This window comes from Variovorax sp. J31P179 (assembly GCF_030316985.1).
Classification (GTDB): domain Bacteria; phylum Pseudomonadota; class Gammaproteobacteria; order Burkholderiales; family Burkholderiaceae_C; genus Variovorax; species Variovorax ginsengisoli_B.
In genome coordinates this window covers 1-15,593 of sequence record NZ_JASZYL010000009.1, presented here as the reverse complement: position 1 = coordinate 15,593, position 15,593 = coordinate 1, and the positions used below count along the sequence as shown (strand labels likewise).

14 protein-coding genes and 1 pseudogene are annotated in these 15,593 nt (G+C 70.3%); 6 read left to right on the top strand and 9 right to left on the bottom strand.

Translation table 11 applies throughout. The annotated features are described in order from the left end of the window. Positions 1 to 77: 77 nt before the first annotated feature. Positions 78 to 1,031, bottom strand: coding sequence for a GlxA family transcriptional regulator (locus QTI17_RS22475; RefSeq protein WP_286535734.1), 954 nt, complete (start codon positions 1,029 to 1,031; stop codon positions 78 to 80). Positions 1,032 to 1,138: 107 nt separating this feature from the next. On the opposite strand from QTI17_RS22475, the gene QTI17_RS22470 reads away from it, so the two are divergent. Together QTI17_RS22470 and QTI17_RS22465 are read left to right on the top strand one after the other, a co-directional pair. Then, the gene (locus tag QTI17_RS22470) at positions 1,139 to 2,134 is read left to right on the top strand and encodes an SLAC1 anion channel family protein (protein ID WP_286535733.1); all 996 of its coding nucleotides are present in this window, start codon (positions 1,139 to 1,141) and stop codon (positions 2,132 to 2,134) included. A gap of 138 nt (positions 2,135 to 2,272) precedes the next feature. Next, the gene (locus QTI17_RS22465) at positions 2,273 to 3,001 is read left to right on the top strand and encodes an oxygen-binding di-iron domain-containing protein (RefSeq protein ID WP_286535732.1); all 729 of its coding nucleotides are present in this window, start codon (positions 2,273 to 2,275) and stop codon (positions 2,999 to 3,001) included. 13 nt (positions 3,002 to 3,014) lie between these two features. Here QTI17_RS22465 and QTI17_RS22460 read toward each other — a convergent pair whose 3' ends face one another. Next, positions 3,015 to 4,046 carry an RNA methyltransferase gene (locus QTI17_RS22460; protein ID WP_286535731.1) on the bottom strand — a complete coding sequence of 344 codons (1,032 nt, stop codon included), beginning with the start codon at positions 4,044 to 4,046 and terminating at the stop codon, positions 3,015 to 3,017. An 86-nt stretch (positions 4,047 to 4,132) separates the two neighbouring features. Between QTI17_RS22460 and QTI17_RS22455 the strand changes: the two genes are divergently transcribed. Further along, complete coding sequence (locus QTI17_RS22455; protein WP_286527306.1) at positions 4,133 to 4,501, top strand: hypothetical protein; 369 nt, start codon at positions 4,133 to 4,135, stop codon at positions 4,499 to 4,501. A gap of 23 nt (positions 4,502 to 4,524) precedes the next feature. Here QTI17_RS22455 and QTI17_RS22450 read toward each other — a convergent pair whose 3' ends face one another. Together QTI17_RS22450 and QTI17_RS22445 are read right to left on the bottom strand one after the other, a co-directional pair. Next, a complete protein-coding gene (locus QTI17_RS22450; RefSeq protein ID WP_286535730.1) occupies positions 4,525 to 4,812 on the bottom strand; it encodes an acylphosphatase in 288 nt (95 codons plus the stop codon). A gap of 25 nt (positions 4,813 to 4,837) precedes the next feature. Then, positions 4,838 to 5,557, bottom strand: coding sequence for a pirin family protein (locus QTI17_RS22445; RefSeq protein ID WP_286535729.1), 720 nt, complete (start codon positions 5,555 to 5,557; stop codon positions 4,838 to 4,840). 139 nt (positions 5,558 to 5,696) lie between these two features. On the opposite strand from QTI17_RS22445, the gene QTI17_RS22440 reads away from it, so the two are divergent. After that, on the top strand, positions 5,697 to 6,605 hold the full coding sequence (locus QTI17_RS22440; RefSeq protein ID WP_286535727.1) for a LysR family transcriptional regulator: 909 nt from the start codon (positions 5,697 to 5,699) through the stop codon (positions 6,603 to 6,605). A 12-nt stretch (positions 6,606 to 6,617) separates the two neighbouring features. Here the strand turns inward: QTI17_RS22440 and QTI17_RS22435 are convergent, their stop codons facing one another. From QTI17_RS22435 to QTI17_RS22425, 3 genes are read right to left on the bottom strand one after another with little or no spacing between them, the layout of a single operon-like run. Then, positions 6,618 to 7,523 carry an AraC family transcriptional regulator gene (locus tag QTI17_RS22435; RefSeq protein WP_286535726.1) on the bottom strand — a complete coding sequence of 302 codons (906 nt, stop codon included), beginning with the start codon at positions 7,521 to 7,523 and terminating at the stop codon, positions 6,618 to 6,620. Continuing rightward, entirely contained in the window at positions 7,523 to 8,611 is a 1,089-nt protein-coding gene (locus QTI17_RS22430) for a maleylacetate reductase (RefSeq protein WP_286535724.1), read from the bottom strand. Before QTI17_RS22430 ends, QTI17_RS22435 begins: the two co-directional genes overlap by 1 nt. Continuing rightward, positions 8,608 to 9,594: a tripartite tricarboxylate transporter substrate binding protein gene (locus tag QTI17_RS22425; RefSeq protein ID WP_286535723.1), complete on the bottom strand. Its 987-nt coding sequence runs from the start codon at positions 9,592 to 9,594 to the stop codon at positions 8,608 to 8,610. The genes QTI17_RS22430 and QTI17_RS22425 overlap by 4 nt, the downstream gene beginning before the upstream one ends. Before the next feature lie 110 nt (positions 9,595 to 9,704). Between QTI17_RS22425 and QTI17_RS22420 the strand changes: the two genes are divergently transcribed. Beyond that, positions 9,705 to 10,637, top strand: a complete 933-nt coding sequence (locus tag QTI17_RS22420) for a LysR family transcriptional regulator (RefSeq protein WP_286535720.1) — start codon at positions 9,705 to 9,707, stop codon at positions 10,635 to 10,637. Positions 10,638 to 10,656: 19 nt separating this feature from the next. On the opposite strand, the gene QTI17_RS22415 is transcribed toward QTI17_RS22420, so the two are convergent. After that, on the bottom strand, positions 10,657 to 12,792 hold the full coding sequence (locus QTI17_RS22415) for a putative bifunctional diguanylate cyclase/phosphodiesterase (protein ID WP_286535719.1): 2,136 nt from the start codon (positions 12,790 to 12,792) through the stop codon (positions 10,657 to 10,659). A gap of 141 nt (positions 12,793 to 12,933) precedes the next feature. Between QTI17_RS22415 and QTI17_RS35070 the strand changes: the two genes are divergently transcribed. Next, positions 12,934 to 14,124, top strand: a complete 1,191-nt coding sequence (locus tag QTI17_RS35070; RefSeq protein WP_353506723.1) for a lipocalin-like domain-containing protein — start codon at positions 12,934 to 12,936, stop codon at positions 14,122 to 14,124. A gap of 18 nt (positions 14,125 to 14,142) precedes the next feature. Here the strand turns inward: QTI17_RS35070 and QTI17_RS22410 are convergent. Then, positions 14,143 to 15,456, bottom strand: a pseudogene (locus tag QTI17_RS22410) (aspartate aminotransferase family protein); the annotation flags it as partial. Between the last annotated feature and the right edge of the window lie 137 nt (positions 15,457 to 15,593).

Sequence of the window (15,593 nt, the reverse complement as noted above, 5' to 3'; positions counted from 1 at the left end):
GGGCATCGAATCCATGGCAACTCCTGGAGCAAGCGTGGGCCGACCCGCATTCTGACGTGCGCGCACGGCGGCGGCCATCAGGTCGCGAAGCGCCGCCGGTATTCCACCAGGCTCACACCCAGGCGCCGGCCGAAGGCGCGCCTGAAGCCGTCGACATTGGCATAGCCGACAGCATCCGCGAGCCGCTTGGCGGGCAGGTCCGACGCTTCGGCCAGGCGGCGGGCAGCGTCGATGCGCGCGTTCTCGACGAACTCCGCGGGCGTGGTCCCGGCCTCGCTGCGGAAGGTCCGCGCGAAGCTTCTTTCGCTCATGCCGGCGTGGCGGGCCAGGGCGGGCACGGACAGGTCGTCCTTCAGATTCGCCAGCACATGCGCCTGCACCTCGCGCACGCTGGAGCGCTCGGCCGTCTGCGCCGCCAGGTGGGCGCTGAACTGGCTCTGGCCACCGGGGCGCTTGAGGAACATCACCAGCTCGCGCGCCACGCGCAGCGCGAGTTCGCGGCCGTGGTCCTCCTCCACCATCGCCAGGGCCAGGTCCATGCCGGCCGTCACGCCGGCGGAAGTGAAGAGCTTGCCGTCCTTCACATAGATGGCGTCGGGCTCGACGCTGGCCAGCGGGCAGGCCACCGCGAGCCGGGCCGTGGCGTTCCAGTGGGTCGCCACCCGCTTGCCATCGAGCAGCCCGGCGGCCGCCAGCACGAAGGCTCCGCTGCAGACCGAGCCATAGCGCCGCACGGTACGGGACTGGCGGCGCAGCCAGTCGTACAACGCCGGGTCGCCGGCCATGTCCTCGATGTCGGGGCTGCCCGCGACCAGCAAGGTGTCGATGCGCCCGCGCTGGGTCGCCACGGTCGCGTCGACGGCCAGGCGCAGGCCGTTGCTGCTCCTGAGCAGGCCGGCGCCGGTGCCGATCACCTGCACCCGGTAGGCGGCGGGCCGCCCGAGCTGGCGCGCGGCCTCGGCGAACACGTCCGCCGGCCCGGCCACGTCGAGCAGCTGGACCCGGGGAAAAGCGAGGATGGCGATGCGCATGGCCGAGAAAGCTCACAGATTGGCAGGAAAGGCCCGCAGCGGGGCATGGAGCACGGCGGAGTTTGGCAGAAACTAACTGCACCTGCAAATTCTGCCAAAGGAGCCCCATGCAAGCCCCATCGATGGACCCGTCCCGCCCGATCGTCGAACCGTCCGGAAAGTCATCGGTACGGAACCTGCCCGTCAACCTGTTCGCCTCGGTCATGGGCCTCTCGGGGCTGGCCCTGGCCTGGCGACTGGCGCACGACCGGTTCGGCGCGCCGGCCTTCGTCGGCGAAGCCATCGGCGCGTTCGCGCTGGGCGTCTTCGTGCTCGTCGCGCTCGGCTACCTGACGAAACTCGCGCAGCATCCGCAGGCCGTGCGGGCGGAGTTCCAGCACCCGGTGGCGGGCAATTTCTTCGGCACCATCGCGATCTCGGTGCTGTTGCTGTCGGCAGTCGTCGAGCCCTACAGCGCGGCGGCGGCGCGGGCGACCTGGACCATCGGCGTGCTGGCGGCCTTCGCGCTCAGCTTCGTCGCCGTGTCGCGCCTGCTCAAGGGCCAGGTCGACGCCTCGCACGCGATGCCGGCCTGGCTGATCCCGGGCGTTGCGACGCTGGACATCGCCGTCACCGGCGGCCACATGCCCATGGCCTGGGCCTCCGAGATCAACCTGTTCGCGGGCGCTGTCGGCGCCGTGCTGGCGCTGGTGCTGTTCGCGATGATCGTCAGCCGGCTGGTGCATCGCGACCCGCTGGTGCCGGCCATGACGCCGTCGCTGATGATCCTGGTGGCGCCCTTCGCGGTCGGCTTCCTGGCCTACGTCAACATCATCGGCGGCATCGACCGGTTCGCCGCGCTGCTCTTCTACTTCGCGCTGTTCATGTTCGCGGTGGTGGCGCCCAAGGTGTTCCGCCGCGGCATCGGGTTTTCTGCGGCCTGGTGGGCGATCGGCTTCCCGATGGCCGCGCTGGCCAACGCGGCCCTGAAGTACGCGGACTTCCGCGCCAGCGGGCCGCACGGGGTGCTCGCCGCGGTACTGCTGGGCTTGCTGAGCGTCGCCTTGGCGGTTCTCACGGTGCGCACCGTGCGCAGCGCGCTCGACGGTGCGCTGTTCAGCTGAGCCCGCCCCGAACAAGAACCTCGAATCGAACCCGGCCTTGTTCCACTTGCATGACGGCCGGCATGGGGCGCAGCATAGGGCCGCGACGCTGCGCGGCATGGTGACACAACCTGCCGTCTTTCACCCAAGGAGCCCCGCATGATCACCAACGCCACCGCCGGCACCAACGTGCAGGAAATCGCCACCGGCATCTACCGCATCAACACCCCCGTGCCGCTGCCCGATGGCCAGCGCTTCAGCTTCAACCAGTACCTGCTGGTGGACGACCAACCGCTGCTGTTCCACACCGGTCCGCGCCAGCTGTTCCCGCTGGTGAGCGAGGCGATCGGGCGCGTGATGCCGATCGAGCGGCTGCGCTACCTGGCGCTGTCGCACGTGGAGGCCGACGAATGCGGCGCGATGAACCTGCTGCTGGCCGCCGCGCCGCACGCCGTCCCGCTGTGCGGGCAGGTCGCGGCCATGGTCTCGATGGGCGACCTGGCCGACCGGCCGCCGCGTGCGCTGGCCGATGGCGAAGAACTGGCGCTGGGTGCCCACACGGTGCGCTGGTTCGACATGCCCCATGTGCCGCACGGCTGGGAATGCGGGCTGATGATGGACACCCGCACCCGGACCCTTTTCTGCGGCGACCTGTTCACGCAGTCGGGGCCGAGCGAGCAGGCCTTGACCGAGGCCGACATCCTCGGCCCCAGCGAAGCCTTCCGCCAGCAGATGGACTATTTCGCCCACGCGCCGCAGACGGCGGCGCTGCTGGCCGGCCTGGCCGCGCACGCGCCGCAGGTGCTGGCCTGCATGCACGGCAGCGCCTGGCGGGGCGACGGCGGCGCGCTGCTGCGCCAGTTGGCGGAGGCGGTCGCGCCGCATTGAGCCGAAGACGGACCTACGGCACTCTTCGCACCAACGCTTGCACCGGCACCTGGGCCGCGCGCGCCCGCAGCTGGCCGCAGCCGCCATCGACATCCTGGCCGGCCGAGTAGCGCAGCTTGGTGAGGATGCCGCGCTCGTGCAGCGTGCGGGCGATCTGCTTGCAGCGCTCCCACGTCGGACGACCGAAGGGCACGCCGTCGACCGCGTTGAAAGGGATCAGGTTCAGCACGCCGTACTTGCCGGCGAGCAGGCGGACGATGCCTTCCAGCTCGTCCTCCCCGTCGTTGACGCCTTCCAGCAGCGTCCATTGGTACTGGATCGGGTAGCCGGTCGCGCGGGCATAGCGCTCGCCGGCGGCGACCAGTTCCTCGGGCGCGAGGTTCGGCGCCCGCGGCAGGAGCTTGCGGCGCAGCGCGGCCTTGGTCGTGTGCAATGAAAGGGCCAGCGCCGGCCTCACGCGTTCCTGCTGCAGCCGCTCGAACACGCGGGGATCGCCGACGGTGGAGAACACCAGGTTCTTGTGGCCGATGTCACCGGCAGTGCCGAGCAGGTCGATCGCCTCGATCACGTTGTCCAGGTTGTGGGCCGGCTCGCCCATGCCCATGAACACCACCTTGCGGACCGGGCGCCGCGCGCGCGCCAGGGCGACCTGGGCGACGATCTCGGCGCTCCCGACCTGGCGCAGCAAGCCGTCGCGGCCGGTCATGCAGAACTGGCAGCCGATGGCACACCCGACCTGCGACGAGACGCACAGGCCGTCCCGCGGCAGCAGCACGCTCTCGACGGTCTGGCCGTCGGCCAGCGCGACCAGCAGCCGTTCGGAACCATCGGCGCCGGGATGGACCGCGTGGATGCGCGCCAGTCCCGCCAGCTCGGCTTCGATGGCCGGCAGGGCGGCCAGCAGCGACGACGGAAAGAAAGTGTCCGGCCGGCGCCGGCCGCTGTCCCTGGGCAATGCATGGGACCACAGCCGCAGGATCCGGTGTTCGTGGAGGGGGCCGGCGCCGGCGTCCCGCATTCGCCGTTGGAGTTCGTGGATTCGCATGCGCTGCCCGGAAGAAATTGACAGATTGTGCAATGGGTTCGCGCGATCCCTTCCCGCCCCGGCTCGAAGCTCATAGACTCGCCGCCATGCATATTGACAAGCAGGAACTTCTCACACGGCCGCGCAAGCTGCCGGCGTTCTCGGTAGAGCTTCGCGCCCCGGTGGGCTTCGAATTCAAGATCGGCCAACGCTTCATGCTGGGCCTGCCGGACATCGACAAGCACCTGGAGGCGCCGGGCGAAGACGTGCCCCTCAAGCCGATGGACGGCGTCGAAGTTCGTGCCGTCACCGCGGCGACCCAGCGCAAGGTGCTGCTTCGGGCGCACTACAGCGGCGCCACCGTCAACGTGCTGGTCGTCGCGGTCGCGCCGGCGCCGACCTATTCGGGCAATCGCGACGCGGTCTGGAAAGAAGCCGCCGCCACGGCCCGCATCGTGTTCGGCGAGGCGGCGTAGCCGGCCGTCGACGACTCAGGGCGTCACACGGTAGCCCGCTGCTCGAAACCCTCGGGCGCCCCGGCCGGATCGCGCGGCGCCAGGACCTCCACCCGATCGACGCGCGCCTCCGGCGGACCGCGGTGCGCCCACCGCACCAGCGCCTCCACCGCCGCGGCATCGCCGACGGCCAGGGCCTCCACCGTGCCGTCGCGGCGATTGCGCACCCAGCCGCGCACCCCCAGCGCCTCGGCCGCCTGGGCCATCGACCAGCGGTAGCCCACGCCCTGCACGGTGCCGTGGATGACAAGATGCTTCTGGACCGGTGACATCCCCGCACTGTAGTGCGATGCCCGCCTACATCGAAGGCCGTTCGCGCGGCCGCAGGTCGAACACCAGCACTTCGGCCTGGTCGCCCTTCGCGAACCGGAGGGTGCGCTCGTCGCGGATCCGGGCGCCGTCGCCCTGGCCGAGGCGCTCGCCGTTGACCTCGACGCTGCCGCGCGCCACATGCACGTAGGCGTAGCGGTCGGGGGCGAGCTGCAAGGCGGCGCTCTCGGCGCCATCGAAGAGCCCGGCGTACACGCGGGCGTCCTGGTGCACCGACAGCGAGCCTTGCGCGCTCTCGGGCGAGACGATCAGGCGCAGCTTGCCGCGCTTCTCGGCGGCGCCGAAGTGCACCTGCTGGTAGCGCGGCACCGCGCCGCGGACCGAGGGCACGAGCCAGATCTGCAGGAAGTGCACCGGCTCGCTTTTCGAATGGTTGAACTCGCTGTGGCGCACGCCGGTGCCGGCACTCATCAGCTGCACGTCGCCGGGGCGGATGACCGAGCCCGTGCCCATCGAGTCGCGATGCTCCAGCGCACCGTCCAGCACGTACGACATGATCTCCATGTCCCGGTGCGGGTGGGTGCCGAAACCCTGTTCGGGCGCTACCCGGTCGTCGTTGATCACCAGCAGGTCGGAGAAGCCCTGCTGCTTCGGGTCATGGTAGTGGCCGAAAGAGAAGGTGTGGCGCGACTTGAGCCAGCCGTGGTCGGCGAGGCCGCGTTGGTCTGCCTTGCGGAGTTCGATCATGGGCGTTCCTTTCGGGGTTTTCGTTCGATGAAATTCACGATTCAGTGCGCCTAGTATCTCGCCAGGATATGGCCATATGCTGACAATTTTCGGCTTCAATGATCGATAATTTCGATCATTCAAAGCGAAGGAACCCCCCGTGCTGAAGCTCAGCCTCGAAGCCATCGAACTGGTGGATGCGATCGCCCGCCACGGCTCGTTCGCCGCGGCGTCCGAGCGCCTGCACAAGGTGCCCTCGACCATCTCGTACGCCATCGGGCGCCTCGAGGAGCAGCTGGGCATCGCTCTCTTCGTGCGACAGGGTCCGCGCGTCAGCCTCACGGCCGCGGGCCACGAGATGCTGCGCGAAGGGCGCTGGCTGGTGGCGGCCGCCGCCGACCTGGAATCGCGCATGCGCCAGATCGCCACCGGATTCGAGGCCGAACTGCGGCTGGTGCACGACTCGCTCATCCCGACCTCGGCGTTCAGCCACGACATCCGGGCCTTCGAGGACCTCAACTGCGGCACCCGCCTGCGGATCGCCTGCGAGACGCTGACCGGCACCTGGGAGGCGCTGCGCGACGGCCGCGCGGACCTGATCGTCGCTGCCGGCGACGGGCCCGGGGGCGGCGGCTACAAGGCGGTGTCGGTGGGCAGCCTCGACTTCGCCTTCTGCGTCGCACCCACCCATCCGCTGGCGATGCTGCAGCGGCCGCTGACCCGCGCCGACCTGCTCGACCACACGGCGGTGGTGGTCGGCGACGGCGCCCGCTCGATGTCCGACCGGACCATCGGCCTGCTGGCCGGGCAGCGGCGCATCACCGTGCCATCGATGGCGGCCAAGATCGCTCTCCAGGCCGAGGGACTGGGCCACGGCTTCCTGCCGCGCGCCTGCGTGCGGGCGGCGCTGGCGCGCGGCGATCTGGTCGAGCTGTCGCTCGAAGAGGCGCGGCCCGAAGAAGGCTTCTGGCTGGCCTGGAAGACCGGCACCGCCGTGGGGGAGGCGCTCAAGTGGTGGCGGGCCCGCCTGCAGCGGCCGCTGCTGCCGGACATCCTGCCGGCGGCCTGAGAACCTGTTCGGTCAGTGGCGGCGCATCCGCCGCCATTGCGCGGGCGAACTGCCCACGCGGGCGCCGAAGACGCGCGTCAGGTGGCTCTGGTCGGCGAAGCCGCAGGCGATCGCGATCTCCGACAGCGAGGCGGTCGACGCCTGCAGCATCTGCCGCGCCGCCTCGATCCGGCGCTCGATCAGCCAGGCATGCGGCGAGTGCCCGGTGGTCGCCTTGAAGGCCTTGCTGAAGTGGCCGCGCGACAGCGCGCACTCTGCCGCGACTTCCGCCAGCGAGACTTGGCGCGTGAGGTTTCCGGACAGCAGTTCCTTGGCGCGCCGCTCCTGCCAGGGCGCCAGGCCGGCCACGGTCGCCGGCCGCCTGCGGGCGCCGCCGTAGGTGCTGGCGAGGTGCGCGCACAGCGCCAGCGCCATGTGGTCGAGGAACAGCCTGCAGGCCTCGGCCGGCCGCTCCAGCGCCGGCAGCAGCGCCGCCGCGATGCCGGCCAGCACCGGGTCGGTCACGCCCGGGGTGCATTCCAGCGCGGCGATCGCGAGGCCGCCGCTTTCGCGCGCGAAGTCGTCCATCGCGGCGCGCGGCAGGCGAAACAGCACCGAATGGAAGGGACTGCACACGTAGGCCGACGGCCGCTCGGCGAGGTCGGAGATATGGACCGCGCCGCGCTCCAGCAGGCCGAGATGGGTCTGGGCATTGCCCTGGAAGAAGCGCCGGCTGCCGGCCCGTGCCAGTTCCACGCTGACGACGAAGGCGTCCTCGGCCGGCAGCGGGTCCAGCACGAACAGATGCGGCTGCGCGTGGTGCATGCTGGCCATGTCGAGCGACAGGCCGGGCGAGCGCGAGGCCGGCACGTCGTCGAGCCCGTACTGCTGCGCGAGCTGGCGCGCGAACGGGGTGGGCGCGGCGCCGGGCGAGGCCATCAAATCCGCGGCGCCACGCCGTCGAAGGCATCCTGCAGCAGTTGCCGCAGGGCCTGTGCCTCGACCGGGCGCGGGTTGGCGTAGGCGTTCTGCAGCGCCAGCTCGCAGGCGCGGTCGAGGTCCTGCTCGCGCATGCCGATCTGCTTCAGCCCGACCGGTGCGCCGTTGGCCAGCGCCAGCGCATGGACCGCCTGCGGCGCGCTGGCGGCGTTCAGCGCCGCGGCGATGCGCTGCATCGCGCCGGCCGCGGCCGTAGCGTTGTAGGCCAGCACGTGCGGCAGCACGATGGTGTGGGTTTCGGCATGCGGCAGGTTGAAGCTGCCACCCAGCGTATGGCAGAGCTTGTGGTGCAGCGCCATGCCGACACTGCCCAGCACGGTGCCGCACAGCCAAGCGCCGTACAGCGCGTCGCGGCGGGCCTGGGTGTCGGCCGGATTGGCATGGATGCCGGGCAGGGCGCGGCCGAGCGCGGCGATGCCCTCGACCGCCATCAGGTCGCAGACCGGGTTGCCGTCCACCGCGTAGAGCCCTTCGGCCGCGTGCGCGATGGCGTTGATCCCGCTGACCACCGACAGGCCGACCGGCAGCCCCAGCGTCAAGGCCGGGTCGTAGATGACGGTGCGCGGCAGCACGCGCGGATCCTTGCCGGTGCGCTTGAGCCCGTTCTCGGTCAGGCCGAAGATCGGTGTCATCTCGGAGCCCGCGTAGGTGGTCGGGATGGCCAGGATCGGCAGCCCCGATTCGAGCGCGATGGCCTTGCCCAGTCCGACGGTGGAGCCGCCGCCGATCGCCACCGCGGCGTCGGCGCCGAGGCGCGCGGCCGCCTCGCGCGCGGCGCGTGCGCTTTCGATCGGCACGTGCATCACGGCACCGTCGAAGATGCCCGCCGCGCTGGCGCCGAGCAGGTCGGCCACGCGCTCGGCCTGGGCGCGCTGGGGCGGCGTGCACAGCACCAGCGCCTTGCGTGCGCCCATCCGGGCGAGTTCGTCGGCGACCTGCGCCAGGCAGCCATGGCCGAACAGGACGCGCTGTGCGCGGTTTTCGAAGCTGAAGGACTGGAGACGGCCAGCACCCGCATCGGTGGTCATTCGGCGACTATCTTACGAGCCTGGATCAGGCGGCCCCAGCGTTCGCTTTCGCTCTTGATCAGCTGGTTCATCGCGTCGCGGCCGCCGGCCACCACTTCGAAGCCGCCGTCCGCGAGCCGCTTCGCGACTTCCGGCTCGCGCAGGGTGGCGGTCATGTCGGCGGACAGCTTGTCGAGCACCGGTGCGGGCGTTTTCGCGGGGGCCACCATCCCGACCCAGGAATAGACCTCGAAGCCCTTGTAGGTCTCGGCCATCGCCGGCACCTCGGGCAGTGCCGGGTTGCGCTTCGGCGAGGTCACGGCGAGCGCCCGCAGCTTGCCGCTCTGCACCTGCTGCAGCACCAGCGGCAGGCTGGCGATCATCGAATCGACATGGCCGCCCATGAGGTCGGTCAGGGCCGGGCCGCCGCCCTTGAAGGGCACGTGCAGCCCCTGGCTGCCCGCGGTTTCGTGGAACAGTTCGGCCGCCAGATGGTTCGAGCTGCCGGCGCCGACCGAGGCGTACGACACCGCGCCCTTCGCCTTGGCCGCCGCCACGTAGTCCTGCAGCGTCTTGTAGGGCGAGGCGGCCGGCACCACCAGCACCATCGGCGAGCGGGCCACGTAGCTGACGCCGCTGAAGTCGCGCAAGGTCGCGTAGGGCAGCTTCGGGTAGATGTGCTGTTCGGTCGCGTAGGAGTCGAACACCAGTGCGACCGTGTAGCCGTCGGGCGCGCTCTTGGCCAGCGCCGCCATGCCGATGGTGCCGCCGGCACCGCCCCGGTTGTCGATCAGCACCTGCTGGCCGAGCCGGGCCCGCAGCGGCTCCTGGACCTGCCGCGCCACCTTGTCGACCGTGCCGCCGGCCGCGAAAGGCACGATCACCGTGACCAGCCGGGAGGGAAAAGTCTCGGCCCGTGCCGGGCCGGCCAGGGCCAGCGCCAGGCCGACCAGCAGGCCGACGGAAATGAGGGAGCGGCGGGGCGTTGTCTCGGGTCGGGTCATGCAGCGGGTCCTTTTGATGATGGCGCCCGTCGATGCTATTCTTTGCGCTTCGTCATGGGAATCCGGCATGAAGGCCAAATGCCTTTGCGCCAGCCGCACAAATCGCACCAATGGAATCCATCCGCTTTGCCGAAAGCCTCTCCATGTTCGTCGACGTGGCGCAGGCGAAGAGCTTCTCGGCCGTGGCCCGGCGCAAGGGCCTGGTCGCGTCCTCGGTGGCGCGCCAGATCGACGCCCTCGAGCAGGACCTGAACGTACCCCTGTTCACGCGCTCGACCCGGGCCCTGGTGATGACCGAGGCCGGTTCGCTGCTGTTCGAGCGGGCGGTGAAGATCCTGCACGACATGACCGATGCGCGCAGCGAGGTCGTCTCGCTCGACGGCAGCGTGCAGGGGCTGCTGCGGGTGAGCTGCGTGCCGGCCTTCGGCCGCCGCCACGTGGCGCCGCACCTGGGCTCGCTGTTCGAGAAGCATCCGGCGCTCAACGTCGAGCTGGAACTCACCGAGCGGGTGGTCGATCCGGTGCTGGAGCGCTTCGACATAGTGATCCGCATCGGCGACCAGCCCGACAGCAGCCTGATCTGCCAGCGCATCGGCAGCCAGCGCTACATCATGGGCGCCTCGCCCGCCTACCTCCAGCGCCACGGGCGTCCGCGGACTTTCGAAGAACTGTCCGGGCACCGGCTGATCGACCGCCAGCACAGCACCAGTGCGCGCGGCTGGCGCGAGCTCGACGGCTTCGACTGGCGCCGCCCGCCGCAGTTCGCGCTGGAAAGCAACGACTGCGACGCCCGCCGCATGTGTGCCGCCCAGGGCCTGGGCATCGCCCTGATGCCGAACTGGGCCATCGGCGAGGACCTGGCCGCGGGCCGCATCGTCGAGCTCGACCTCGAAGGCACGCCGCGCCAGGAGCCGAGCGGCATCTTCCTGGTGCGGGCCGCGCCGCGTGCCAGCGTCAAGGTCCGGGCCTTCACCGAGCACCTGCTCGAGAGCATCGGCCGCTCGGCCAGCTGGGTCAGCGACGCGGCGACGGCGGGGGAGTGACGCCGCGCGCGTCCGGCGGCTACGGCGCCGGCGCCAGTCCCGCCGCCTCGTCCAGTGACCACCCCAGCACCGCATTGGCCCGCATCGGCCGCGCGTAGAAGAAGCCCTGGAGCTCGTCGCAGCCCATCCGCAGCAGCACGTCGCGCTGTCCCTGGGTCTCGACGCCTTCCGCCACCACCGTGAGCCGCAGCGCGTGCGCCAGCTTGATGACCGCCTCGACGACGGCGCGCGCATCCTCCTTGGACTCGATGTCCTTGACGAAGCTGCGGTCGATCTTGAGCTGCCGCGCCGGCAGGTCGCGCAATTGGCTGAGGCTCGAGTAGCCGGTGCCGAAATCGTCGATCGACAGGTGGACGCCGATGCGCGCCAGGCCTTCGAAGGTCCGGGTCGTGACTTCGCGCTCCTGGATCGCGACCGTCTCGGTGATCTCGCAGATCAGCTGCGAGCCGAGCAGGCCGTAGCGCCTGAGCGCTTCCTCGACCGAATCGACCAGCGAGGTTTCGCGCAGCTGGTGCACCGACAGGTTCACCGCCACGCGCATGTGGCGGCCCTCGGCGCTCCAGGCCGCGACCTGCCGGCAGGCCTCGTTGATGACCCAGTGGCCGAGCCGCACGATCAGGCCGAAGCGCTCGGCCAGCGGAATGAAGGTGTCGGGGCCGACGATGCCCAGCCGCGGGTGGTTCCATCGCACCAGGGCCTCGAGGCCGCTCATGCGATGGCGCCGGCCGTGGATCTTCGGCTGGTAGTAGAGCTCGAACTGGTTGTCTTCCAGCGCCTGGCGCAGGTCGCTCTGCAGCTGCAGGTGGTCGGCCGTGTCGATGGCCATGTGCGGCTCGAAGAAGGCCAGGCTGGAGCCGCCCGTGCGCTTGGCCGCGTACATCGCGGCGTCGGCGTGGGCGACCAGCTTCTCGGGGTCGCCGCGAAGGGAGTGCGTCGCGATCCCGATCGAGCACGAGATGCGCAGCTTCCGATCGGCCAGCTCGAAGGGTTGGGCGAAGGCGCGCAGGATCCGGTTGGCCATCTGGACGCAGTCCTCGATGGCGTCCAGGCCTTCGAGCAGGAGCAGGAACTCGTCGCCGCCGACCCGGGCCACCGTGTCGCCCGCGCGGGCCTCGGTGATCAGCCGCTGCGCGGTGGCGATCAGGATCTGGTCCCCGGCGCCGTGGCCGAAGGTGTCGTTGACCGGCTTGAAGCCGTCGAGGTCGACGAACATCACGGCCAGATGTTCGACCACCGTCTTCTGGTTGACGCGTTCGAGGCGGTGCACGGCCTGGCGCAGCCGGTCTTCGAACAGCTTGCGGTTCGGCAGTCCCGTGAGCGGGTCGGACAGGGCGCGCTGGAGCAGTTCGTCGTTGGCAGTCTGCAGCCGCGCGTTCGACTCCTGGAGCGACTGGGACAGCAGGCGCGCGACCCGCTGCAGCCTGGCCTCGAGCATGGACGCGAGCAGCGTGCCCAGCAGCAGCACCAGGGTCGCGATGGCGACCGCGGCGCCCAGGCTTCGCCCGCCCAGCGCGTCGGCGCTCAGGCAGACCGAATCGGCCGGAAAGCCGGCCGCGGCCATGGCGGTGTAGTGCATGCCGCAGATCGCGGCACCCATCAAGGTGGCGGACAGCAACTGCATCGCGAAGCGCCGCCGCGCATGCACGCGCTGCAGCAGCCGGAAGATCAGCAGGGCGGCGGCCGAGGCGGCCACGGCGATCGCCGCCGAGGCCGCGACCAGGCGCCAGTCCCAGACGATGCCGGGCTGCAAGTCCAGGGCCGCCATGCCGATGTAGTGCATGGCGCAGATGCCGGCGCCCATCGCGACCGATGCCAGCGCGATCGAGCGGCGGCTGTACCTGCCGTGGCTCGCCACGCCGAGCGCGATCACCGAAGCGCCGACCGCGGCGAGCCAGGAGACGAAGGTCAGCAGGGTGGTGAAGCCGATGTCCATCGGCAGCATGAGGGCCAGCATGCCGACGAAATGCATCGACCAGACCCCGGTGCCCATGACCAGCGCACCGGCGATCCACCACATTCGGTTGACGCCGCCCTCGGGGGTGCGGACCTTCAGCGACAGGTCGAGCGTCACGTAGGACGCCAGGACCGCCACCGCCACCGAAGCGAGGACGACCCACGGATCGTGCTCCGCGGCAAGAAAGCTGAGATCGTTCATGGAGGCGCGCCGGAAATGAATCCCCGTCTATCGGCAATTCGCGGCAAAAGTTGAGGGCGCGCGGCAATTTTTGTCGGTTGGTGACAAATGCAACTGATACGCTTGCTCACCCCCTGACTTCGCGACCCAGGAAATCCCGCCATGAACGCCGACGATCTCCCCAGAAGTTCCCGACGCTCCGGTTCGGGCCGCTGGCGCAGCGGCCGTTCGCGGCGGGCGCGCAGGAAGGGCCTGTTGATCTTCTTCGCCACCCTGGTGGTGGTGGCCGCGGTGGTCGGCGCTGGCCTGTACCATCTCCTGGCCTCCGAGCCGGCGCCGCTGGCGGCATCGGGCGCGGCCGCCGCCGCCGGGCCCGGACAGCCGGTCGAACGCACCGCCGCCCTGGCACCCCTGAACCTCCCGGCCGACGACCGGGCGCACGGCTCGGGCATGGAGTGGTGGTACTACAGCGGCATCCTCAACGCCACGTCGGGCGAGCGATATGCCTTTCATGTCGCGGTCTTCGTGGCCAACGGGCTGATCAAGCACACGGTCTTGCATGCCGCGCTGACCGATCTTCAATCCGGCCGGCGCTTCACCAGCCAGAGCCGCACCGGCGGCATGCCCTCGAACGCCGTCGAGAAGGGCTTCGATTTCAGGCCGGAGGGCTGGCAGGTCTCCGGCTCGGGTCCGGCCCACGTGGTGCGCGCGGCCCTCGACGGGGCATGGCTCACGCTCGACCTCAAGGACAGCCACCCGGTGGTCGCCCACCGCGCCGCCGATTCCCGCACGCCGGGCCTGCTCGATTTCGGCCAGAGCGGCATCAGCTACTACTACTCGCGCCCGCGCATGGAGGCGCAGGGCGAGGTTTCGATCGCCGGCAAGCAGGTGCCGGTGCGCGGCGAGGTCTGGTTCGATCACCAGTGGGGTGAGTTCGATGTCCTGACCCTGGGCTGGAACTGGTTCGCGCTCCACTTGGCGGACGGCTCCGACGTCATGCTCTATGCACTGTTCGACATGGAAGGCCGGAACGTCCTGACCGCCGGCACGGTCTCGGATGGCAACGGGGCGGCGGTGCCGCTGAAGGCCGGCGAGACCGTGTTGACGCCCGCCGGCACCTGGACCAGTCCGCGGACCCGGATCAGCTATGTCGTCGAATGGGACCTGAAGCTGCCTTCGGGGGTCTACCACCTCAAACCGCACCTCGCCGACGCGGAGTTCGATGCCGCCCAGACCACCGCCAATGTCTACTGGGAAGGTCCGGTCAAGGTCACCGGTGGCGCGGGCGGCGAGGGCTTCATGGAACTGAGCGGCTACGACCGGGTCGACCCGGCCAAACTGGCGCGCAAATGAGGTCCTCAAGGCGTCGTGCGCCGCTGGCAGCAGCGCCGCGAAACGCGCCAGGAAGTCCCCCACGGCCTGCTCCAGGCGCGCGATCGCGTCGTCCTCGAGCGGTAGCGACAGCACGATGAAGCCACGTGGCGAGGCATAGATGCCTTGCGCGAGCAGGTGGAAGAAGAGCAGCTGGCGCAGGCGCGCGTCGACCGCTGCCAGGTCTTCCGGCCGCCGGATCTCGCCCGCCGCGAAGTGGGCGTTCATCACCGAACCGATGCCGGTGAACTGGAGCGCCACGCCGGCTGCTGCGCAGCGGCCATTGAGCCGATCGCGCAGCGCCGCGCCGCGCGCCGCCAGGGCCGCGGCGGCTTCGGGCGGAAAGAGCCGGGTCAGGCCTGCATGGCCTGCGGCCATGGTCACCACGTTGTTGTTGAAGGTGCCCGAATGGGCGAGCGGCCCGCTGCGCGGATCGAACAGCGCCATGATGTCGGCGCGCCCGCCAAAGGCGCCGAAGGGCATGCCGCCGCCGATGTACTTGCCCAGCGTGGTCAGGTCCGGCCGGAGGCCGTGCTGCGCCGCCAGCCCGTGCGGCGCCAGCCGCGAGGTCATCACCTCGTCGACGATCATCAGGGCGCCGGCGTCGGTGGCCAGCGTTCGCAAGGCTTGCAGGAAGGCGGGCCGGCCCGGGATGCAGCCGCTGGCGCCGAGCATGGGCTCGACCAGCACCGCGGCGATGGCCGGCCCCTCGCGCGCAAAGGCGGCGCGCGCGGCAGCTTCGTCGTTGTAGGGCAGCACCAGGAAATCGAAGGGCACGGTGGTCGGCGCCGGCTGCGCACCGAAGCCCAGCACGCCGCCGTGGTAGCCGCCCGAGAAGACCACGATCCGCCGCCGCCCGGTGAAATGCAGCGCTGCGGTGATGGCCATCAGGTTGGCCTCGGTGCCGGAGTTCGTGAAGCGCACCCGTTCGATCTGCGCAAAGCGCTCGCAGATCAGCTGCGCGAGCCGGCCTTCGCGCAGGTTGTGGCCGGTGAGGTTGATGCCGCCTTCCATGGCCTCGATCACGGCCGCGCGGATCTCCGGGGCCGAGTGGCCGTAGACACCGGCCGTGTACTCGGCGATGAAGTCGTCGTAGCGGTGGCCGTCCAGGTCCCACAGCACGGCGCCTTCGCCGCGCGCCATCGTGAGGGGGAAGGGCGCGTAGAACAGCACCGAGCGGCTGTTGGCGCCGGGCAGGTAGCGCGCATGGATGTCGAAGCACTCGCGGCTGGCGGGGTTGGACGCGGAGAACGCGTCCAGCATTTGCGCCAGCGCCTGGTCGAGCGCTTGGGATGTGGGCGAGGAAGTCGTCATGGCTCTTTCTTGTGTCTCCGTGCATTCATCCTAGTTGCTCCATCGCGCGGTGCGCGACCCACGGCCCATGAAACGCTGTGTAATTGCGTGCGGCGTCCGGCACAGAGGTCGGTTTGTACTTGGTGCCTCGAACCCGA